Consider the following 21,990-nt stretch of genomic DNA (forward strand, 5'->3'; position numbering starts at 1 on the left):
CGGATGTCCGGGCCGGGGCGAGAGACGACGGTCGGCTGGGCGCTCTTCCTTTGGGACGGGCGCATCGGCCGGCGCATCTTCATCCTCGGCACCCTTTTCTGGATGATGACGAACGCGGCCGTGATCGCGTTCGTCACGGGCCAATCAGACGAGCAGGTCGCACCCGGCTTCCTCTCGCTCTTCCTCGCCTCTGCTTCCCTCTCCCTCCTGTCGTTGCTGATGCTCGGCACCAAGAGGCTGCACGATATCGGCATGCCGGGCGTGGTGGCGGCGCTCCTGATCATGCCTGCGTTCTCACTGATCATCTTCTTCGCGCTCTGCGTCTGGCCCTCGGTCGAGGATGACAACCGCTATGGACCGGGTCCTGATATGCGTTCGACCTGAGGGGGGCGCGTGGTGGGTGACAGGCTCCGGCGGATCGGCTAAGTCTGCCTTATCTTCTCAAGGCACCGACGGCCGGGCTGAACCGGCACTCGGTCAATCCCGTAAAAGTTTTCATGACCACTACCAATCCCGTCGATATCCTCCAGGCCCTTATCCGCTGCCCCTCCGTCACGCCCGCCGAAGGCGGCGCGCTTGATGTGCTGGAAGGCCTCCTTTCGCCTCTCGGCTTCAAGGTCGATCGTATGGTCGCAAGCGACGAGGGCACGCCTGATATCGAGAACCTCTATGCCCGGGCCGGATCTGATGGACCGCATCTGATGTTTGCGGGCCATAGCGATGTCGTGCCCGTTGGTGCCGAGACCGACTGGAGCGCTGGCCCGTTCTCGGGCGACGTTCGTGACGGAATGCTCTATGGCCGTGGCGCTGTTGATATGAAGGGCGGGATCGCCTGCTTCATCGCGGCTTATGCGCGGCTGGTCGAAGCCGGTAAGCTGCCGAAGGGCTCGGTCTCGCTGCTTATCACCGGCGACGAGGAAGGACCCGCCGTCAACGGCACGGTGAAGTTGCTCGAATGGGCGGCGACGCGTGGCGAGCGCTGGGACGCCTGCCTGGTCGGTGAGCCGACCAATCCCGATGCACTCGGCGACATGATCAAGATCGGCCGGCGGGGCTCGGTTTCGGGCACCGTTACGGTGAAGGGCGTGCAGGGTCACGCGGCCTATCCGCATCTCGCCGACAATCCGGTGCGCGGGGCGCTGTCGCTGGCGAAAAGCCTGATGTACCCGGCCTTCGATCAGGGCACGGAAAACTTCCAACCGTCCAACCTCGAAGTGACCACCATCGATGTCGGCAATGCGGCAACGAATGTCATCCCGGCATCCGCTCGCTTCAAGTTCAACATCCGCTTCAACGATCTGTGGACCGCCGACAGCGTCAAGGCCGAGATCATTCGCCGGCTCGAAGCTGCGGCTGTGGATCCCGAGCTTCGCCCGGATCGCGCTGCGATCGGCTACGATATCGTCTGGTCGGAGCGTCCGAGCCATGTTTTCCTGACGCGCAACAACGCGCTGATCGCCTCGCTGTCGGGTGCAATCGAGACGGTAACGGGCAAGACGCCGAAGCTCTCGACCACCGGCGGCACATCGGATGCCCGGTTCATCAAGGATTATTGCCCGGTGGTCGAATTCGGCCTTGTCGGGCAGACCATGCACATGGTCGACGAAAGGGTTGCCGTTTCGGATCTGGAAACGCTCACCGTGATCTACCAGACCTTCATCGAACAGTGGTTCGCCCATGCCGACGCTTAAAGAGGTCGAGTTCTATCTCAGGGGCCTCTGGCTGCTGTTCAAGCAGGATCCGTCAGGCTTTTCCTATCTCGACCTGACCGACCGCGGCGCGATGCGCTCTTTCTGGGCCGTGCTCTGGGCGCTGCCCGCGATCCTGATCTCGTTTGCCTGGTGGCGGCTGCTCTATCTCCAGGGCCTGCCGGAGGGGACGGAGACAGGCGCCCTGTTCTTCTTCCGCCTGGCGCTGGTCGAGGCCTCCAACTGGCTGTTTCCGCTGATATTGCTTGGCATTCTCTGCTGGATGGTCGGGACCGGCGAGAAATACGCATCGATGGTCGTGGCGATCAACTGGCTTGCTCTGCCGGTCTCCTATTCCTACGGCCTTCTGGTCCTGTTGATGATGTTCCTGCCCGGCCTGGCAGGCCTCGTGGCGCTGTTGTGGTTTCTGCTGATGATCACCGTCATCGCGGCGCTCTTCCGCATCATACGCATGATCGTCGGCGACCAGTTGCTGATGGTCTCAACCATCGTTCTGATCCTGCTCGTGCCCGCCATGATCATTGCCGAGGTGCTGGAACGCTATCTCGGCGTCTATCCGGGTTGAGCCTTGAGCCTCAGCCGCTGAACGGCTCGTCGCCGGGATAGTCCACAGCCATGAAGAACAGTCCTTCCGGTGGCGCGACCGGCCCGCAGGCTGCACGATCACGGGCTTCGAGTGCAGCGCGCACATCGGCCGGTGTCATCTTGCCCTCGCCGGCAAGCTTCAAGGTGCCGGCGAAAGACCGGATCTGATTGTGCAGAAAGCTTTGGGCCGTGGCGCGGATCTCGATGAGATTGTCGGAGCGCGTGACATCCAGGCGATCCAGCGTGCGGACTGGGCTCTTCGCCTGGCAATGGGCCGAGCGGAAGGTGGTGAAGTCGTGGTGACCGACAAGCTGCTGCGCCGCCGCATGCATCGCCTCGTGATCGAGCGGCTTCGGCACCCACCAGGCACGTTTGTCCTCCAGCGCGAGACGCGCCGGGCGGGTGATGATGCGGTAGAGATAATGCCGGCGGAGCGCCGAGAAGCGGGCGTCGAACTCATCAGGTACGGCCTGCACATCGATTACGGCGACCTGTTCCGACGCCATGGCAAGATGAGCGTTCAGCGCGTTGCGCAGCTTGTGCGGCTCCCAGGCGCGGGAAAGATCTGCATGGATGACCTGGCCCATGGCATGGACACCGGAATCGGTACGACCTGCGCCCCGGATCACGACAGTCTCGCTGGTCAAAGACAGGATCGCTTGTTCGAGGGCGGTCTGGATGGAGTGGCCGTTGTCCTGGCGCTGCCAGCCGACATAGGCCGAGCCATCATATTCGACGGTCATCCGGAAGCGGGGCATCAGGCGATCACCGTGCCCTTGGGGAGTGGGGTGCCACGCAGGAAGTCTTCGGCGTTCAGTGCCTTGCCGCCGGCCTTCTGGAGGCGGACGAGGCTGATTGCGCCCGTACCGCAAGCGATCGTCAGGTGCTCGTCAAGGGCCGTGCCGGCAGCCGCCAACACTTCATCCTTCTCGGCGAGATGCGAGGCGAGGAGCTTGACGCGTTCGAGCTTGCCATTGACCTCGATCTCGGTCCAGGCGCCCGGGAAGGGCGAGAGGCCGCGGATATGGTTGTGGACCTCAGTTGCCGAACGGGAGAAGTCGACGCGGGTCTCGGCCTTGTCGATCTTTGTCGCGTAGAGCACACCGTCTTCGGCCTGGGAGACGGTTACGAGTGTTCCAGCTTCCAGCCCCGCCATTGCCTCGACCATGGCTTCGGCGCCGGCCAAGCTCAGAGCGTCGTGCAGTTCGCCGGCGGTCATGTCGGGACCGATCGCAACCTTGCGTGTGAGTGCTACGGGGCCCGTGTCGAGGCCCTTGTCCATTTTCATCACCATCATCCCGGTCTCGGCATCGCCGGCCATGATGGCGCGCTGGATGGGGGCAGCCCCTCGCCAGCGCGGCAGCAGGGAGGCATGGCCGTTATAGGCGCCGAGACGCGTGCCGTTGAGGATCGCCTCCGGCAACAGCAAGCCATAGGCAACGACCACCGCGACATCGGCCTCAAGCGCGACAAAGGCATCACGGTCGGCCGGATCGCGGAAATTCAGGGGGTGGCGGACTTCGATGCCGAGGTCTTCGGCCGCCTGATGCACCGGCGACTTCTGCAGGTCCAGGCCACGGCGACCGCCCGGACGGGGCGGTTGCGAGTAAGCGGCGACGATCTCGTGGCCTGCCGCATGCAAGGCTTTCAGGGTCGCGACGGAAAAGTCCGGCGTGCCCATGAAGATGATGCGAAGTGCCATTCTGTCAGCCTTCAAGCGCGGGTTAAACTACGCCCAGAGCATTTCCGGCGAAAACGGAGCGCCGTCAATGCTCTATCATTTTGTTTATACGCAATTCCGGACGCAAAACCGCTTCGCACTTTTGCTAGATTTGCTCGATATCAGATCTTCTGACGGGCGGCCTTGGTGAACCTCTTGATCACCATCTCACGCTTCAGGCGGGAGATGTGGTCGATGAAGAGCACGCCGTTCAAATGGTCGATTTCATGCTGAAGGCAAGTGGCGAGCAGGCCGTCGGCCTCGGTCACCGTCTCCTTGCCGTCCCGGCCGAGCGACTTCACCGTGATCGAGGCCGGACGTTCAACCTCGGCGTAATAGTCCGGGATCGACAGGCAGCCTTCCTCGTAGACCGAGCATTCGTCCGAACTCTTGACGATCTCCGGATTGATGTAGACGAGCGGCGCCGGCTCTTCGCCTTCCTTGGCGAGATCGATCACCAGCAAACGGCGCGGCACGCCGACCTGGATCGCCGCAAGGCCGATGCCCGGCGCTTCGTACATGGTTTCGAGCATGTCATCGATCAACTGCTCGAGCTCGGCATCGACGCGCTCGATGGGCGCGGATACCTGACGCAGCAGGGGATCGGGCAGGATGATGAGAGGCTTGATGGTCATGGTCTCCCTTAGCGCAACTTCCCCACGGAGGAAACGGAAAAAACGCTTCCGTTTCTCCGATTCTGAGCCGGATCAGGCGACCCGTCGTTCCATGATGCGACGCCCCTGCGGGGCTGCGTCGGCACGGGTGCGGATCTGAGACAACTGCTCGACGAGACCGGCGACCTCGGCCCGCAGGCGGCGCGTCTCGTCCGACGTGCGCTCGACCATGTCGCTGTTCTCGTGGGTCAGGAGATCCATGTTGCGGGTCGCCTGGTTCACTTCATTGAGGCCGATCGCCTGGTCCTTGGCCGCGGTCGCGATGTCGGAGACGAAGGTGTCGATCGCATCGATGCGCGTGATGATGTCGGTCAGGGCTTCGCCGGTGCCGGTGACAAGACCGACGCCTTCCTTCACCTGGGCGGAGCTCTGGGAAATCAGCTGCTTGATTTCCTTCGCCGCATCGGCTGAGCGCTGGGCAAGCTGGCGGACTTCCTGGGCGACCACGGCAAAACCCTTGCCGGCATCGCCAGCGCGTGCTGCTTCGACGCCGGCGTTCAGCGCGAGCAGATTGGTCTGGAAGGCGATTTCATCGATCACCCCGATGATCTTGGAGATCTCAGTGGAGGACTTTTCGATCGCATCCATGGCGGAGACAGCCTTCGACACGACCGTACCTGACGTCTTCGCCTGCTGCTGCGTATCGCGCACTTCCTGCGAGGCACGCTCGGCATTGGCTGCCGTCTGACTGACGCTGACGGACAGCTGCTGCAAGGCGGTGGAGCTTTCCTGCACGCCGCTGGCCTGGCGGGTCGTGCGGCTCGCCAGTTCGCTCGAGGCGTGAGCGATCGCATCGGTTCCGCTCAGAATGCCTTCCGAGGCGCGGCGGATCGCGGCAAAGGAAACGTTCAGGCGATCGACCGTATCGTTGTAATGCCCTGCCATCTCCTTGAAGTTCTCAGGCAGGTCCGTGGTCATGCGGGCTTCGAAGTCACCTTGGGCCAGCGATTCCAGGCCACGACGCAGATGCTCCATGGCGATCGCCTGATCGGCCTCAAAACGGGCACGCTCTTCCTCGAGCGCCCGGCGCCGGCTTTCCAGCTCTTCCAGGTAGACGGAAATCGAATAGTCCATGTCGAGCATGGCGGCCTTGACCACGGCGCGCATCTTGTCGGCGAGCGAGGCGGCATGCTGTTTGCCGAACGGGAAAGGCCAGTGCTTGACCAGGATGCCGGCCAGAAGTTCGCCGACCAGCATCGAATAGCCGCCGATATACCAGCGAGGCTCGAGACCGATCCGGGCATGGGCCTTGCCGACAGCCGTGACCCCGCGCACGTAGTTTTCATCGAAATTGCCGCTGGCGACCTTGTCCCAATGGCCGATCTGGGCGCTCTTTGCGCCATTCATATGGGCGCCATCGCGGAAATGCGCGGCGGTCTTCCCGGTCTTTGAAACCTTGGCGTAAAACTTGTCCAATGCCCCGCCCAGGACCTCCTTGATCGAAGGCCGAAGCTCGGCGAGCGTGCTGCGCGTCTTCTGATCGATCTCCAGGAATTCAAGACGTTCGGTGAGGTCGTTCTGAGTGTTCGAGGTCATGATGTTATGAAGACTTTCGGTTTGGCTGGTATCAGTCAGAACTGCCACGCTTTGCTGAACAGTTCCTAAACGGTCGCGCGGTTTCCGCGCGACCGTGACGGGCAAGGGCCGGATTACGAGGCCATGCGGTAGTTGCTGCCCGGGTTCGACGTCTGCATGCGGCTTCCGCTCGTCTTGAAACCTTGCAGCGCCTGGACGAGGCGCCCGGCCTCTTCCATCAGCGTCGCGGTCTGGGCCGAGCTTTCCTCGACCATGGCGGCGTTGCGCTGGGTGATCTGATCCATCGACTGAACTGACGTGTTGACCTCGCGCAGGCCGCCGGACTGGTCGGCTGCGGCAAGCGCGATCTTGCCGACGATGTCGTTGATCTCGCCGATGCGAACGATGATCTTGCCGAGTGCATCGCCAGCATTGTTGACGAGGCCGACACCAGCTTCGACCTGTGTCGAGCTCTGCGAGATCAGGTTCTTGATCTCGCGGGCGGCGTTGGCGCAACGCTGCGCAAGCTCACGAACTTCCTGCGCGACGACCGCGAAGCCACGCCCGGCCTCACCCGCACGGGCAGCCTCCACGCCGGCGTTCAGCGCCAGAAGGTTGGTCTGGAAGGCAATCTCGTCGATGACGCCGATGATCTTGGAAATCTCGTCGGAGGATTTCTCGATGGCCCCCATGGCGGTGACAGCGCGGGAGACAACCTCTTCGGAGACGCGGGCTTCCGTCAAGGCAGCACCGACGACCGTGGCAGCCTCCTTCGCGCCATCGGCGGTCAAGGTGACATTCTGGGTCAGCTCGTGCAGCGCGGCAGTGCTTTCCTCGAGACCCGCCGCCTGCTGCTCGGTGCGCTGTGCGAGATCATCGGTGGCATCGGAAATCGCAGTCGTCGACTTGAAGATTTCGTCGGCAGAATGGCGCACGGTCGTAATCGTCGCGCGCAGTGCATCGACCGACGCATTGTAGTCCTCGGCCATCTGCGCGAAATTGGCCGGCAGATCGTTCGGCAGCCGGGCTTCAAGATCGCCGGCAGACAGCTTGCCGAGTGCGCCGCGCAGGGCTGCGAGCGCCGTTGCCTGCTCGGCTTCCGCCTTCAGCCGGGCGTCTTCCGCAGCCTGACGCTGCTCGGCCAGGATCGCCAGATAGACGGAGATGGAATAGTCCATGTCGAGCAAGGCAGCCTTGACGACGACAGAGATCTCTTCAGCGAGCTGCTCGGAATTGCGCCGACCGAAACGGCTCGGCCAACGTTCGCGAACGACCGCATGTACGAGTTGCTCGAGAACGAGCGCATAACCACCGATATACCAGCGTGGCTCGAGGCCAATGCGCGCATGGGCCTTGCCGACCTTGGTGACACCCTCGACATAGCTATCCGTATAGTCTGCGGTGCCGACGATGCCCCAGTGTTCTTCCTGACGCTTCTTGGCACCCTTAATATGATCGTCGTTGCGAAAGAAAGCGGCGGTCTCTGGAACCTTGCGGATCTTGTCGTAGAATATTTCGAGTGCACCGCCGATGTTCTTGCGGATCAGCGGTCCAAGTCTTCGCAGAGTTTCCCTGCCCTTGTCGTCCAATCCCAGGAAGCGAAGACGGTTCTTCAGATCTGCATTTTCGGTTTGCGACGCCATGGCCGGTACTTCACTCTTCTGGTTCACAAAAACATCAGCGATTGCTGATAAGCGACATTCAGAGAATTCTAAAATGGTAAATGTTCAGTTGTCGGGGGAGAGCATATTTTTGCCTTCGCGAGCGTATCGCGGTCGCACTGAACGAAAAACGTCCAGATTTCCGGGGAAGGATTGATTATCGTCACATACTGAAGGCGCGTATTTTTTCGCTATAGCAACCTGTGACTTCCCGGCAAGGGAGACGTCCGTTCACTCTTTGATCTGTTTTCGCGGTCCGAATCAGCTATCATCCCGCGCATGACCCTTCTCGACATTCCGGCAGTGACCATCGGCTCAGTCACCCTTCAGCCCGCGTTCCTCATCGGCCTCGTGGCTCTTCTGTTTTTACTGCCGCTCGTCTTGATCGTCATCGCGACGATGCGGGCCGCACGTTTGCGCGCCGAATTGCGGGAAGAGACTGCACGGCGGGACGAAGCTGCGGAAGCGCGGCTTGCGGAACTGCTGAAGGCCCAGGCCGAAATGCAGGGACGGCTTGCAACCATGGCCGAAGTGTTCGGCAGCCGCCAGGCCGAGCTCAATCAGTCGATCAGCCAACGGCTTGATGGCATGACGCATCGGTTAGGCACGACGATCACCGAGCAGACCAAGTCGACGCATGACAATCTGCGCACGCTGCAGGAGCGACTGGCGGTAATCGATGCCGCGCAGAACAACATCCAGTCGCTGGCCAAGGATGTCGTCGGCCTTCAGGCGATCCTGTCCAACAAGCAGACGCGCGGCGCCTTCGGCCAGTCGCGCATGGAGACGATTGTCGCCGACGGTCTGCCGATGGGCGCCTATGCGTTCCAGACGACACTTTCCAACGGCTCGCGTCCCGACTGCACCATCCGGATGCCGAACAATTCGCCGCCACTGGTGGTGGATGCGAAGTTCCCACTCGAAGCCTGGAACGTGATCCGGGAGACGGAAAATCCGGAACAGAAGAAGGCTGCCTCGCAGCAGTTCCGCCGGGATATGGAGGTGCATATCCGCGACATCTCGGAGAAGTACCTGATCCCCGGCGAGACCCAGGATATGGCCTTCCTGTTCGTGCCGTCGGAATCGATCTTCGCTGAGATCCACGAGAACTTCGAAGGCGTTGTGCAGAAAGCGCACCGGCAGAAGGTGGTGATCGTGTCGCCATCGCTGCTGATGCTGTCCATCCAGGTGATTCAGGCCGTACTGAAGGACCAGCGCATGCGTGAACAGGCGCACCTGATCCAGGGCGAAGTCATCCGATTGATGGAGGACCTTGGACGTCTGGACGACCGGACGCGAAAGCTTCAGAGCCATTTCCTCGCGGCCCAGAAGGATGTCGAGATGATCATCACCTCCTCGGACAAGCTGGCAAAACGCGGCGCCAAGATCGAAGCCATGGAATTCGAAACACCCGGCGGACGAGAGGATGGCGACGATGCGCCCAGCCGCGCCGTCGAGAGCCGCACGGGTCTACTCAAGCTCAGGGTTGTTGACGAGGACTGAGACCCGGTCCAAAAGAGCGCGACAGCCTAGAGCATTCAGGGAGGCACCGCGCTCATGATCACCGTCTTCGGCTCCATCAACATGGACCTCGTTGCCACCACGCCCAGGCTGCCAAAGCCGGGTGAAACGGTCGCCGGGACGGGATTTGCAACGGCAGCGGGCGGCAAGGGTGCAAATCAGGCGCTGGCAGCCCGGCGCGCCGGGGCCGAGGTGCGCATGGTCGGCGCTGTCGGTCGCGACGAGTTCGCAGGCCCGGCGCTTGATCTTCTCGACAAGGCAGGCGCAATCCTTTCGGCCGTTGCCCGCGTCGATGGCCCGACCGGTACCGCGCTCATCCTGGTGGGGGGCGACGGCGAGAACATGATCGCCGTCGTGCCCGCCGCCAATGGCACCGTCAGCGCTGCGCAGGCCGAGAGCGCTATAGAGGGCATGCAGGACGGCGATATCCTGATGGTGCAGCAGGAGGTGCCGGCAGGCTCCGTCGAGGCTGCGCTGAAGAGCGCGAAAGCACGGGGCGTCCGGACGGTGCTGAACATCGCACCCCTCACCCCGGAGACAGAAGACCTGGCGGCGCTTGCGGATATCGTCATCGCTAACGAAACCGAATTCGAACGGCTGGTCGGCCGTGACAACCTGACAGGCGAAGAGCGGGAGCAGATCCTCCTCGACATGCATGGCAAGACCGGTCAGATCCTGATCGTCACCCTCGGCGCCGATGGCGTGATTGCTGCCGAAGGTGGCACTGTGCACCGGACCAAGGGCCTGAAGATCGTGCCGGTCGATACGGTCGGCGCTGGCGATACCTTCTGCGGCTATCTTGCCGCGAGCCTGGACGCTGGTCTTGCTTTCGGCGATGCGCTGCGCCGCGCAGCCGTCGCCGGATCGCTTGCTTGCCTCAAGGCCGGCGCCCAGCCGTCGATCCCCGTGGCCGCCGATGTGACGGCCTCGCTTTGATACTTAATCAGGCCGCTTAAGTCTGATTTATTGCCCGTTAAGCAATGGAACATAGCATCGGTCGCGATCGGGGTATGCGAAAGCGTGCCCGGCCGCGCCATGACAGCGCGGAACGAATGTCCCTGCGTCCTGATCCTCAGTTTTCGAGGCTCCCATGTTCGCCTTCTTTACCCGTTCGATCGCCGCCAAACTTCTGGTCGTCACCGGCGTTGCCATCGGACTTGTGCTTTTCCTTTCCAATCTCGTTCTGATTTCTCAGACCCGTGATCGGGTTCATTCCCTGACAATGGAACAGGCCAATGCCGAGGCCAAATCCATCGCCCGCGAGATCGCCGGGGACATCGGCGAACTGGCAAGTGCCGCACGCACCATGTCCGGCGTCATCGGTCGCGGCCACGAAGGAAAATCGCTCGACCGCCAGGGGATCACGAACATCCTCAAGGCCAACCTTGAGCAGAACCCATTCGCCTTCGGAAGCTGGATGGCGGAGGAACCCCGCGCCATCGACGGTCAGAAGGATGAAATCAAGGGCAAGCTTGAGCTCTCCGCCAATGACGACGGTGACTTTACGCCCTATTGGTCGAAAGATCGTAATGGCGACATTCAGTTCTCCACCTTCCGGGCGGACTATCCGGCAGAATGGTACGCACTCGCTGCCAAGAGCGGCAAAGGCGCGATCACCGCACCCTATCTCGCCGAAGGCACCGACGTTCCGACGACGATGAGCTCTATTGCCTATCCGGTCTATTCCGGCGGCAAGCTGCTCGGCGTGACGGGCGTCGACATGTCCCTGCTTTCGCTCTCCGAGAAGCTCAAGGCGTTGAAGCCATTTGAAACCGGGCGTGTGCTGCTCGTGGCGCAAGGCGCGCAGTGGCTCGTGGCCCCGACTGACGAGCTTCTGATGAAGTCATACGAAGCCGAAGGGGCCGACGCCCTCAAGACTTCGCTGTCGAACGGAACCGGCAGCCTCGTACCAAATCTTTCCGACGCAAGCGGCGAAGGCTACGACCGCCTGCTCTACCCCTTTGCCGTTCCCGGCGTGAACGCCACCTGGGCGGTGATCATCGACATTCCGCATGCTGCGATCAACGCACCGATCGAGGCACAGACCATGATGATGATCATTGGCGGCCTGATCGTACTTGCAGCCGTGATGCTGGCGCTGTTCCTTGCAGTGCGTTCGATCGCCCAGCGCCCGCTGCACGGGCTGGTCGGCGACGTCGAACGCATGACCAAGGGCGACTACGCCAGTGACGTTTCAAACCAAGATCGCCAGGATGAGATCGGTCTTGTCGCCAAGGCGCTCGACGGCTTCCGCCACAAGCTCGCCGAAAGCAACATGCTTGCCGCCGAAGCCGATGCACAGCGCAAGGCCGCTGAAGGCGAGCGCCGTCGCAACGAAGACGAACGCACTCAATCCGCTTCGGTGCAACAGCATGTCGTGACCGCGCTCGGAAGCGGTCTCGCGCAGCTCTCTCAGGGCAATCTCACCTATCGGATCGCCGACGAATTCCCGGGCGAGTATGCCGCCCTGAAGCGCGACTTCAACGATGCCGTGACAAGCCTCGAACAGGCGCTCGCCTCTGTGAACGGCAGCGTGGTCAACATCGCCGCCGGCACCAGCGAGATCTCCGAAAGCGCTGCAGACCTTTCCAAGCGAACCGAGCAGCAGGCGGCGAGCCTTGAGGAGACGGCGGCGGCTCTGAACGAGCTGACCGAACAGGTCAATTCGAGCGCCGACAATGCAGGGACAGCGGCAAACACCGTTTCGGTTGCAGTGAAGGATGCCGAAAAGTCTGGCGAGGTAGTACAGAAAGCAGTTGCCTCGATGCATGGCATCGAGCAGTCGTCGCAGGAAATCTCCCGCATCATCGGGGTCATCGACGAGATCGCCTTCCAGACCAACCTGCTCGCGCTCAATGCGGGCGTGGAAGCGGCGCGTGCCGGGGAAGCCGGAAAGGGCTTTGCCGTCGTCGCGCAGGAAGTCCGTGAGCTCGCCCAGCGTTCGGCAACGGCCGCCAAGGAGATCAAGGCGCTGATCAATGCCTCGGCCGCCCAGGTCAAGGACGGCGTCGAGCTTGTCGGCGAAGCCGGTCAGACGCTCGAAAAGATCGCCCAGCAGGTCATGCAGATCAACGGCCTCATCCGCCAGATCTCCGCTTCGGCAAGCGAACAGGCATCCGGCCTCAAGGAGGTCAATGCCGCCGTCAACCAGATGGACCAGGTGACCCAGCAGAACGCTGCGATGGTGGAAGAGACGACGGCGGCCAGCATGGCGCTGCGCAACGAGTCCGATACGCTGCGCGGCCTGGTGGCGAAGTTCCAGGTAACCGGCGCTGCTGCGCCAGTTGCGGCCCTGCGCGCTGCGGCGGAAACGATGCGAAGCCCCGCAACCTCAACGGCTGCAAGCCCCAGAGCACCGGTCTATACGCCGGCCCCTCGCAAGATGGCGGCGGCAGGCGGCGCTGCGGCAAGTGCGGACAATTGGGAAGAGTTCTGAGGTTCAGAGCCCAAGTCCAAATCCAAATCAAAGGGCGCTGCCGAGGCAGCGCCCTTATTCGTTTGATCAAAGGCGGGCAAAGCGCTCGATCAACAGATCGAAGAAGCCGTCGGCATCGACGCTGCGCATGAAGGTCGCATTCGGCGTGCGGCCGGAGACGCGCCACCAGTCGACAACGGTCATGCCGACCGTCAGCTCGGACTGAAGCTCGACTTCGACATTGCAATGACGTCCGCTGAAGAGTTCCGGCTTTAGAAGGTAGGCAACCACCGTCGGATCATGTAGCGGGCCGCCATCCGAGCCGTATTTCTCCTCGTCGAAGCGCTCGAAGAATTCCAGCCACTCGACCATGACCTTGGCCGGCTTTGTGCCGAGCGCCGCCATGCGCGCAACGCGGGCCTTGGTGGTCATCAGCTGGTGGGTGACATCGAGCGGCATGATGGTGACCGGGATGCCCGAGCCGAGGACGGCAGCCGCGGCATGCGGATCGACATAGATGTTGAATTCGGCGGCCGGCGTGATGTTGCCCCCCTCGGAGAAGCCACCACCCATCATCACCAGTTCCTTGACGCGCGGGGCGATGTCCGGCGCCTTCTGAAGCGCAAGGCCGATGTTCGTCAGCGGGCCGAGCGTGCAGAGCGTGACGGTGCCTGCCGGCTCGTTGCGGACTGTCTCGATGATGAAGTCCACGGCGTGCTGGCTCTGGACGGCCATTGTCGGTTCGGGGAGAACCGCACCATCAAGTCCGGTCTTGCCATGGACGTGTTCGGCTGTGACGAGCGGGCGTACCATGGGCCGATCAGCCCCTTCGAAGACGCGCCGGTCGGTCTCGCCGCAGAGCTCGCAGACGATGCGGGCATTGCGGCTCGTCATCGTGAGGGGCACGTTGCCGGCGACCGTGGTGATGCCAAGCAGGTCGAGTTCATCCGGGCTCGCAAAGGCGAGCATGAGGGCGGCGGCATCGTCCTGACCGGGGTCGGTATCGATGATGATCTTGCGGGGTTCTGTCATGGAGCAATCCTAAAGTCGAAAGGCCGAGGCTTGGAACGCGGGTTCGCTTTTGTCAAGCAAGACAGTGCTTGTCGAGGGCCGTGCGATTTCCCATATTTGGCAGACGACGACAGTCCTTGAGGGCTGCACAAGGGAATGAAATGACGCGCAACAGACTGCCATCCGAAGCCTTCATCATCACCTTCGACACCGGCGACGGTAGCGCCTTTCGGCGCCCACGGGGTAGCGATGGCTACCCGCCCTATGACATCGAGCGACTGCCGCCGCAGAAAGGCAGCGAACGGCTGCGCGTGACGCTCGCCGTGGCAGGCTTCGCAGAGGACGAACTCGATGTCAGCGTGGAGGCCAGTCAGCTCGTGATTCGTGGCAAGCAGGCCGAACGCGAGGAGGCAGACTATCTCTTCCGAGGCATTGCCTCACGTCAGTTCCAGCGGGTCTTTGCCATCGAAGACGGCATGGAGGTGACCGGGGCCTCGCTGAGAAACGGTCTTCTGGCAATCGAGATCATCCGCCATGATCCCGTGCATCTGGTAAGGAAAATTAACATCTCCACCGCAGAATGAAGTTCGCGGCAATGTTCTGCCGCCTCTCCCTCATTCGCGGAGGATCGGAATGTTACTCAAAGAAGCCTCATCCCGCCTGACGAAATCCGAACTGGCGCATCTCGGCGCCGGCGAAGTGGGCTATATCAGGAAGATGAAATCGGACGACGTGTCCCGCTGCTTTCCGGAGGCCCCGGAAATCGATCCAACGCTGGATCTCTGGGCGCTGTTTGCCGCAGACGGCACGCCGATCCTGCTCACCGACAACAGGTCCAGCACCTTTTTCAAGGCAGCGGAAGACGACCTCAAGACCGTTTCGCTGCACTAACAAGTGCAGCGAGCCGCCATCTCACAGAGATGCAAATCGGCGCTTTTGAAATGTGAGATAGGCCGACGACCGGCCTTCACGCCGAGCCTTGGCTTCATAGCGTGTCCCCGGCCAGCCCTCATAGGGCGTGAGCCAATCGCTCGCATTGCGGGCCAGCCACTCAAAACCACCATGATCGCGGCAGTGTTGCAGCGTCCAGTTGACGTAGGTGTCGATGTCGGAGGCGAAGCAGAAGGTGCCTTCCGGCTTCAGGACCTTGTGGAAGCGCTGCAGGTTCACTTGCGAGACGAAACGTCGCTTCCAGTGCTTTTTCTTGGGCCAGGGATCAGCGTAGAGAAGATCGATCTGGTCGATCTGGCCTTCCGGTAACCAGTCCAGCAATTGGGTCGCGTCATCATCATAGACGCGAATGTTCTTCAGACCCTCGGCCTCGACGACCGCGAGTAGTTTTGCCATGGAATTGACGAAGGGTTCGACACCGATAAAGCCGGTCGTCGGATTGTTCCGGGCCCGGTGAACCAGATGCTCACCGCCCCCGAAGCCGATTTCGAGACGGATCTTGTCGACGGGAATAGGGAAGAGCGACTTGAGATCACCCGGCACCGGCGACGCCAGGTCGACCTTCAGCTCCGGCAGGACGGTTTCCATGCGCTCGACCTGTTGCTCGCGCAACGGCTTGCCCTTGCGTCGACCGAAGAAAGCTTCGGTCGACCTCGTCCTGCGTTCCTGTTCCGTCATTCAGATCAAGCCTTGATCGTATCCTTGAGCGGCTTGACCAGATCCAGCTTCTCCCAGGAGAAGGAACCATCACGGCCAGCCTTGCGGCCGAAATGGCCGTAGGCCGACGTCTTAGCATAGATCGGCTTGTTCAGGTCAAGATGGCGGCGGATGCCCGATGGGGACAAGTCCATGACCTTGCGGATGCCGGCTTCGACCTCGTCCTCGGTCACCTTGCCGGTGCCATGCAGGTCGACATAGATCGACAGCGGCTGGGCAATGCCGATGGCATAGGAGATCTGGATCGTGCAGCGGTCAGCCAGACCGGCAGCGACGACGTTCTTTGCGAGGTAGCGGGCAGCGTAAGCGGCCGAGCGGTCGACCTTGGTCGTGTCCTTGCCGGAGAAGGCGCCACCGCCATGGGGGGCTGCACCGCCATAGGTGTCGACGATGATCTTGCGGCCGGTGAGGCCGGCGTCACCATCCGGGCCGCCGATGACGAACTTGCCGGTCGGGTTGATATACCAGGCGCAATCGTCGGCAATTTTCAGGTCGCCCAGTGCTTCCTGGATATAGGGCTCGACGACCTCGCGAACCTTCTTGGAGTCCCAGCTCTCGTCGAGGTGCTGGGTGGAGAGAACGATCGACGTTGCTTCGGCAGGCTTGCCGTCAACGTAACGGACGGTGACCTGGCTCTTGGCATCAGGGCCGAGCTTGCCGACATCGCCCTCGCCCTTCTTGCGGGCGGCAGAGAGCGTCTGCAGGATCTTGTGCGAATAATAGATCGGGGCCGGCATCAGGTCCGGCGTTTCCTTGCAGGCGTAACCGAACATGATGCCCTGGTCGCCAGCGCCTTCGCTGTTGGAACTGTCGGCCGCCTTGTCGACGCCCTGGGCGATATGAGCCGACTGCGAATGCAGGAGCACATCGATCTTGGCCGTCTTCCAGTGGAAGCCGTCCTGCTCATAGCCGATGTCGCGGATTGCCTTGCGTGCGGCGGACTTGAACTTCGCGGGGTTGATGACCTCGTTGCCATTCTTGTCGGTCTTCATCAGGCTCGGCGGAAGGCGGACTTCACCGGCAATAACGACACGGTTGGTGGTGGCAAGCGTTTCGCAGGCGATGCGTACGGTCCAGGGATCGACACCAGTCTTGGCGGCTTCGCGGTAAACGAGATCGACGATTTCGTCGGAGATTCGGTCACAAACCTTGTCCGGATGACCTTCGGATACGGATTCGCTGGTGAAAAGATAATTCGCACGCATCGGGATTCCCCTCAAAGTATGGATGGCGGGCATCGTTACTCAGTTCGAAACCCGATGACAAGGACACAACCACATAAATATATCTTTATGTGAGTAAATTTTTCCTTCCGCGGGCACAAAAAAAGCGGCCCTGCGGCCGCTCTCTTTGTCAGGAGTGCATCCAGCTTACTCGCTGTCTGCTTCAGCCGCCAGCGCCTTGACGAGGTCAACGATCTTGCGACGGACCTTGGCGTCGCCAATCTTTACAAAGGCGCGGTTGAGCTGCAGGCCTTCGGAAGACGACAGGAAGTCGACAACGTAATTCGAGCTGGAGGCTTCTGCCATGCCCGCACCCGACGGCTGCTCGCCCGGCGCATCTTCGAAGAAGAAGGAAACCGGCACAGTCAGAATGTTGGAGATGTTCTGAAGGCGGCTCGCACCAACGCGGTTGGTACCCTTTTCATACTTCTGGATCTGCTGAAAGGTGATCCCGAGGCTTTCACCAAGCTTCTCCTGGCTCATGCCCAGCATCGTACGACGAAGGCGAATCCGGCTTCCGACATGGATGTCAATCGGGTTCGGCTTCTTCTTGTTCTCGATCATTAATGTCGTCCTGACAAAATTGTTGGCGTTGCGACCATAACCCCTTGCCCGCCAAACCATAACGAGACGTTGTGCTCGCCATCGATCATCTTTCAGCATACTTGCAGATTATCGGTCTGATCCACTATGCAATTTTAGGGGTTTTTGGTCAATTCGTCCGCCTAATAAAACCCAGACTAGAAACTACAGCCAGAAGGCTCATGAACACCAGCACCAACCAAAAGTTTAAATTGTGGTTGTGGATGTTTTTTTCCGGAACAGATTCTATACCGAAGGTTGAATCTGCAGCTCCGACGGCATCAAGAGAAAGTCCCTCAATGACACGTCCATAGGGGTCGATCACAGCGGAAATGCCGTTATTGGCTACCCGGATCAGCGGCACGCCAGTCTCCACGGCGCGCAAACGGGCCTGAAGGAAGTGCTGGTATGGGCCCGGGGTTGCGCCGAACCAGGCGTCATTGGTGACGTTCAAGATGACACTGGCGCCGGCGAGATCAGGGGCAATTTCCGCCGGAAAGATCGCCTCGTAGCAGATCAACGGATAGAGCCCGATGCCGGAGGGAAGCGTCAGTGGCGTGCGGCTGGATGCTGCGGTGAAGCCGCCGGGCAGGCTTATCAGTTCCTCAATCCCGAATTCCCGCAACAGGCTCTCATAGGGCACATATTCGCCGAAGGGCGTGAGATGGACCTTGTCGCTCGCGGCGAGGATCTGGCCCTCGTCGTCGATCATGTAGACGGAATTGTAGTAGAGCGGCATCTGGCCCGCGCCGCGCTCCTCGGCCCGAACGGCGCCAGTCAGCAGGATCTGCCCTTCCTCGAGCACATCGCCAATGCGCGCCAGAGCATCAGGGTTTTCCGTCAGGATGAAGGGGACCGAGGTTTCCGGCCAGACGATCACATCCGGCCGGGGCTTGCCTTCCTCCGGTGCTGCTGCCGTCAGCGCCAAGTGCTTCTCGAAGATGCCGATGCGGTCGGTGTTCTCCATCTTTTGCGACTGATCGATCGATGGCTGCACGAGGCGGACAGTGAGCGTCTTGTCCGTCGGAACCACCGGCGCGACATACAGGCGGTAGGCGCCATAGCCCAGATGAGCGCTGAGAAGGCTCGCGGCCAGCAGCAAACCGGGCCACGCCCCGCGACGCGTGCCGAGGAGTGCCGGAGCCGCAAAGACGAAGACGGCCAGCGGTGTGATGGCGAGGACGCCGAGCACATGGCTCGACTGCATCATCAGGGGGACGGGCATGGCGGCATAGCCGATCGCATTCCAGGGGAAACCGGTCGCGACGAAGCTGCGGAGCCACTCGGCAAAGCCGAAGGCGGCAGCAAGTGCTGCTATGCGGCCCATCCCATCCGACCAGACGAGACGTGCAAGCAACGTGGCCAGTCCATAGAAGATGGCGAGCACGGCGGGCAGGCCGAGAACCGCAAGCGGGATTGCCCAGGCGAATTCGTCCGCTTCCAGAAGCAGAGCGTTTCCGAGCCACCAGAGGCCACAGACAAAATACCCTAGACCAAAGAGCCAGCCCGTCCAGAAGGAGGACGACAGCCCTGCCCTGCCCGTATCGGCATTACCGGTCGCACCGTCCAGCAGCCAAACCAGCAGCGTGAAGGAGATGAACATCGATGCGAAGATGTCGAAGGGCGGCAGGGCGAGCGCCCCGATTGCGCCTGCGAGCACCGCGAGCCCTGCCCGCCTGAGACCCCACATGAGCAGGATCCTCGCTGCCAAAGCCTGCATGTCCACCCCTTCTGCCCCGAATCAATCGCGGGCAGTCTCCCAAAAAACGGAGGCCCTGTCGCGGTTTTCGCTGCGGAGTGTGGCGACCTTCAGACTGACGGGCGCTCGGCGTTTTCCATCTCGGCCACGGTGCCTTCCGGGACGGTCTCGGCTGCAGGTGGCGTTTCGACCTTTGGCGCGCGGGGCTTGGCGGCGGCCCTTGTCCGTGGCTTCGGTGCAGCCTCACCCGCGGAGACGGCGGTGGCGTTCGGGGTCTTCGTCTCGGCAGCCTCGTCAGCACGCGCCTCGACATCACCCTTGGCGGTCGAGCGACGACGGGCGCCGGCCCGCTTGCGGCCGATCCGGACGCGCTTGATGCGACGTGGATCTGCATCCAGAATGTGGAATTCGAAGCCGGGCAGAGCCTGGACGACTTCGCCACGCGCCGGGATGCGTCCAAGCGCCGAGAAGATCAGACCACCCAGCGTGTCGACGTCTTCGATCCGGTCGGCAATGTCGAAATCCGGGCCTATCGCTTCGGCGATCTCTTCGAGTTCGACGCGGGCGTCGGCGATAATGACGTCGTCGGAAACGCGGCTGAACATGACTTCTTCGTCGTCATGTTCGTCATCGATGTCGCCGATGACCATTTCGACGATGTCCTCGTGGCTGACGAGACCGTCGGTGCCACCATATTCGTCGATCACGAGCGCCATCTGGGTGCGTGCTGCCTGCATGCGGCTCATCAGGTCGGAGGCGAGCATCGATGGCGGCACGAAAAGGATCGAGCGGATGATGCCGGCTTCGGCGACCGTCTTGCTGAGGTCGATGCGGGCCAGATCAAAGTCGATCTTCGGCTTGGCAGACTTCTCGACCTTTTCGGCCTTTTCAGCCTTCTCGCCACCGTTCGCTCCGTTGGTGGCCTTGGCCGTCACACGCCGGCGACTGCGGGCCTGCTTGGTGACGTAGGACAGCAGGTCACGGATGTGGACCATGCCGCGCGGATCGTCCAGCGTGTCGGCATAGACGGGCATGCGCGAGCGACCGGAAACGTCGAAGATGGTCATCAACTCGCCGATGGTCACACTCTGATCGACCGCTTCGATATCGACACGCGGCACCATGATGTCTTCAACGCGCACTTCGCGGAAGCGGAGAATGTTGTTGAGCATCGCCCGCTCTTCGGGCGTGAAAGCCTCTCCGAGGCTGGCATCGGCGCTCAGGGCGACCGTCAGGTCTTCGCGCAGGGTCGTGGTGGAGGACGGCTTCAGTATTCGGCCCAGACGGGCCCAGAAGGAAGGATGTTGGCGTGCCGAGCTTTCCGCTCGGGTAGGACTACTGCCCTCGTCCGAAGACGATCCTTCGTTGCTTTCTTTGGCCTCGGGGGCCGTTTTCGTCGCAAAATCGGTCATTGTTCCAAACTATCAGATGGGGTCCTGCCCCGCATAGGGGTCAGATAGGCCAAGTTCCGCCAGAATGCGAGTCTCCAGCGCTTCCATTTTTTCGGCGTCATCGGCCTCGATATGGTCGTAGCCGAAGAGATGCAGGAATCCGTGAACCATCAAGTGGGTCAAATGATCCTCGAAACTCTTTTCGAGATCGACTGCCTCACGCTCGACTGTCTCCCGGGCGATGATGATATCGCCGAGCATCGGACCCGGCATCTTGCCGGGGGTCACCGGGAAAGCGGGAAAGGACAGGACATTGGTCGGCTTGTCCTTGTTGCGCCATTCCGCATTGATCTCGCGGATCATTTCGTCGTCGCCGAAGACGAGCGAAACCTCTGTCGGCTGCTTCGGAAAGGGCTGGCGTTCTTTTGCAGCGAGATGGTTTTCAGCAGTACCGAGAACGCGAAGAGCCAAAGCCTCCAACGCGGTCTCGTCTGCCCAACCCTCGGCCTCGACGGCAATCTGTATATCCAACTTGGTCATCGTTTGATCGCAGAGCGGGCTTAGTGCTCGCTCTGCTCGCTCTCGTCCTGTACCTTGTACTTGGCGTCATAGGCCTGCACGATGCGGCCGACAAGCGGGTGGCGCACCACATCCGTATCCTTGAAGCGGACCACCGATACGCCCTCCACGCCCTTCAGCACCTGCAAGGCCTCGACGAGACCTGACGTCACGCCGCGCGGCAGATCGACCTGGCTCGGGTCGCCGGTGATGATCATGCGGCCGTTCTCGCCGAGACGGGTGAGGAACATCTTCATCTGCATCGAGGTGGTGTTCTGCGCCTCGTCGAGGATGATCGCGGCATTGGCCAGCGTCCGTCCGCGCATGAAGGCGAGCGGGGCAATTTCAATGACGCCAGCGGTGATGGCGCGCTCGACCTTGTCGCCGGGGATCATGTCGTAGAGCGCGTCATAGAGCGGGCGAAGATACGGATCGACCTTTTCCTTCATGTCGCCGGGCAGGAAGCCGAGACGCTCGCCAGCTTCGACGGCCGGACGGGTCAGGACAATGCGATCGACAACGCCGCGCTCCAGCAACTGGGCCGCATGGGCAACGGCGAGATAGGTCTTGCCGGTGCCGGCAGGACCAACGCCGAAGACCATTTCCGATCGTTCGAGCGCGCGCATGTAGGCGTCCTGGGTCGGGGTGCGGGCGGCAATCGTCTTCTTGCGCGTGGAGATCTGCGCCATCGAGAGCTTGGCTTTGCGCTCCATCGTCGGAAGAGAAAGCTGATCGTCGGCGGCCACCGCCATGCGGATTGCCCCTTCGACATCCGAAGCGTCGACCGAGACGCCGCTCTGCAGGCGGGCATAGAGGAAATCGAGTGCGCGTCGGGCCTGGTTGGTGGCCTGCAACTCACCCGTGATGGCGACAGAATTGCCACGGGCGCGGGCTTCGATCTGAAGGCGCTGCTCGAGAAGCTTCAGATGTTGGTCGAATTGACCGAAGAGCTCGCTCGCAAGCCGGTTGTTCTCGAACGTCAAGATGAAGTGATTGGCGTCGGTCGCAGTTGTGCGGACATTGCGCGAGGGTGAAGAAACCACTTCTGTTGCGTTCAA

At 61.5% G+C, this 21,990-nt stretch carries 21 protein-coding genes; 8 read left to right on the plus strand and 13 right to left on the minus strand.

Going from position 1 to position 21,990, the window contains the following annotated elements; all coding sequences use genetic code 11:
- Positions 1-3 precede the first annotated feature (3 nt).
- The 3 genes from BSY240_RS11785 (at position 4) to BSY240_RS11795 (ending at position 2,274) form a co-directional block, all read left to right on the plus strand.
- Positions 4-384 (plus strand): DUF805 domain-containing protein, encoded by a 381-nt coding sequence (locus BSY240_RS11785; protein ID WP_054149119.1) that lies wholly within the window; start codon positions 4-6, stop codon positions 382-384.
- A 113-nt stretch (positions 385-497) separates the two neighbouring features.
- A complete protein-coding gene (dapE, locus tag BSY240_RS11790; protein ID WP_069042436.1) occupies positions 498-1,691 on the plus strand; it encodes a succinyl-diaminopimelate desuccinylase in 1,194 nt (397 codons plus the stop codon).
- Positions 1,678-2,274 (plus strand): hypothetical protein, encoded by a 597-nt coding sequence (locus tag BSY240_RS11795; RefSeq protein ID WP_069042437.1) that lies wholly within the window; start codon positions 1,678-1,680, stop codon positions 2,272-2,274. Before dapE ends, BSY240_RS11795 begins: the two co-directional genes overlap by 14 nt.
- A gap of 10 nt (positions 2,275-2,284) precedes the next feature.
- On the opposite strand, the gene truA is transcribed toward BSY240_RS11795, so the two are convergent.
- From truA to BSY240_RS11820, 5 genes are all read right to left on the minus strand, one after another.
- Positions 2,285-3,052 (minus strand): tRNA pseudouridine(38-40) synthase TruA, encoded by a 768-nt coding sequence (truA, locus tag BSY240_RS11800; protein ID WP_054149122.1) that lies wholly within the window; start codon positions 3,050-3,052, stop codon positions 2,285-2,287.
- Positions 3,052-3,996 (minus strand): methionyl-tRNA formyltransferase, encoded by a 945-nt coding sequence (fmt, locus tag BSY240_RS11805; protein WP_069042438.1) that lies wholly within the window; start codon positions 3,994-3,996, stop codon positions 3,052-3,054. The genes truA and fmt overlap by 1 nt, the downstream gene beginning before the upstream one ends.
- 140 nt (positions 3,997-4,136) lie before the next feature.
- On the minus strand, positions 4,137-4,649 hold the full coding sequence (gene def / locus BSY240_RS11810) for a peptide deformylase (RefSeq protein ID WP_069042439.1): 513 nt from the start codon (positions 4,647-4,649) through the stop codon (positions 4,137-4,139).
- Positions 4,650-4,721: 72 nt separating this feature from the next.
- Positions 4,722-6,224 (minus strand): globin-coupled sensor protein, encoded by a 1,503-nt coding sequence (locus BSY240_RS11815; protein WP_069043951.1) that lies wholly within the window; start codon positions 6,222-6,224, stop codon positions 4,722-4,724.
- 113 nt (positions 6,225-6,337) lie between these two features.
- Positions 6,338-7,846 carry a globin-coupled sensor protein gene (locus tag BSY240_RS11820; protein ID WP_069042440.1) on the minus strand — a complete coding sequence of 503 codons (1,509 nt, stop codon included), beginning with the start codon at positions 7,844-7,846 and terminating at the stop codon, positions 6,338-6,340.
- A gap of 297 nt (positions 7,847-8,143) precedes the next feature.
- Between BSY240_RS11820 and BSY240_RS11825 the strand changes: the two genes are divergently transcribed.
- From BSY240_RS11825 to BSY240_RS11835, 3 genes are all read left to right on the plus strand, one after another.
- The gene (locus BSY240_RS11825; protein WP_069042441.1) at positions 8,144-9,367 is read left to right on the plus strand and encodes a DNA recombination protein RmuC; all 1,224 of its coding nucleotides are present in this window, start codon (positions 8,144-8,146) and stop codon (positions 9,365-9,367) included.
- A gap of 54 nt (positions 9,368-9,421) precedes the next feature.
- Positions 9,422-10,321 carry a ribokinase gene (locus tag BSY240_RS11830; RefSeq protein WP_069042442.1) on the plus strand — a complete coding sequence of 300 codons (900 nt, stop codon included), beginning with the start codon at positions 9,422-9,424 and terminating at the stop codon, positions 10,319-10,321.
- A gap of 154 nt (positions 10,322-10,475) precedes the next feature.
- Complete coding sequence (locus BSY240_RS11835; protein ID WP_069042443.1) at positions 10,476-12,821, plus strand: methyl-accepting chemotaxis protein; 2,346 nt, start codon at positions 10,476-10,478, stop codon at positions 12,819-12,821.
- A 66-nt stretch (positions 12,822-12,887) separates the two neighbouring features.
- On the opposite strand, the gene BSY240_RS11840 is transcribed toward BSY240_RS11835, so the two are convergent.
- Complete coding sequence (locus BSY240_RS11840) at positions 12,888-13,832, minus strand: nucleoside hydrolase (RefSeq protein WP_069042444.1); 945 nt, start codon at positions 13,830-13,832, stop codon at positions 12,888-12,890.
- A 140-nt stretch (positions 13,833-13,972) separates the two neighbouring features.
- Here BSY240_RS11840 and BSY240_RS11845 point away from each other — a divergent pair, with 140 nt between their 5' ends.
- Entirely contained in the window at positions 13,973-14,395 is a 423-nt protein-coding gene (locus BSY240_RS11845) for an Hsp20 family protein (protein WP_054149131.1), read from the plus strand.
- A gap of 49 nt (positions 14,396-14,444) precedes the next feature.
- The gene (locus tag BSY240_RS11850) at positions 14,445-14,702 is read left to right on the plus strand and encodes a DUF1150 family protein (protein ID WP_054149132.1); all 258 of its coding nucleotides are present in this window, start codon (positions 14,445-14,447) and stop codon (positions 14,700-14,702) included.
- A gap of 21 nt (positions 14,703-14,723) precedes the next feature.
- Here BSY240_RS11850 and trmB read toward each other — a convergent pair whose 3' ends face one another.
- From trmB to BSY240_RS11885, 7 genes are all read right to left on the minus strand, one after another.
- A complete protein-coding gene (gene trmB / locus BSY240_RS11855) occupies positions 14,724-15,440 on the minus strand; it encodes a tRNA (guanosine(46)-N7)-methyltransferase TrmB (protein ID WP_069042445.1) in 717 nt (238 codons plus the stop codon).
- A gap of 5 nt (positions 15,441-15,445) precedes the next feature.
- Entirely contained in the window at positions 15,446-16,684 is a 1,239-nt protein-coding gene (gene metK, locus BSY240_RS11860) for a methionine adenosyltransferase (RefSeq protein WP_069042446.1), read from the minus strand.
- Positions 16,685-16,849: 165 nt separating this feature from the next.
- Positions 16,850-17,266: a helix-turn-helix domain-containing protein gene (locus tag BSY240_RS11865; RefSeq protein ID WP_054149135.1), complete on the minus strand. Its 417-nt coding sequence runs from the start codon at positions 17,264-17,266 to the stop codon at positions 16,850-16,852.
- 148 nt (positions 17,267-17,414) lie between these two features.
- A complete protein-coding gene (lnt, locus tag BSY240_RS11870; RefSeq protein WP_069042447.1) occupies positions 17,415-19,004 on the minus strand; it encodes an apolipoprotein N-acyltransferase in 1,590 nt (529 codons plus the stop codon).
- A gap of 89 nt (positions 19,005-19,093) precedes the next feature.
- Positions 19,094-20,395, minus strand: coding sequence for a hemolysin family protein (locus BSY240_RS11875; RefSeq protein WP_236759249.1), 1,302 nt, complete (start codon positions 20,393-20,395; stop codon positions 19,094-19,096).
- A 12-nt stretch (positions 20,396-20,407) separates the two neighbouring features.
- Positions 20,408-20,914: an rRNA maturation RNase YbeY gene (gene ybeY, locus BSY240_RS11880; RefSeq protein ID WP_054149137.1), complete on the minus strand. Its 507-nt coding sequence runs from the start codon at positions 20,912-20,914 to the stop codon at positions 20,408-20,410.
- A gap of 20 nt (positions 20,915-20,934) precedes the next feature.
- The gene (locus BSY240_RS11885; RefSeq protein WP_054149138.1) at positions 20,935-21,990 is read right to left on the minus strand and encodes a PhoH family protein; all 1,056 of its coding nucleotides are present in this window, start codon (positions 21,988-21,990) and stop codon (positions 20,935-20,937) included.

Origin of the sequence: Agrobacterium sp. RAC06 (assembly GCF_001713475.1) — a bacterium.
Lineage (GTDB): Bacteria > Pseudomonadota > Alphaproteobacteria > Rhizobiales > Rhizobiaceae > Allorhizobium.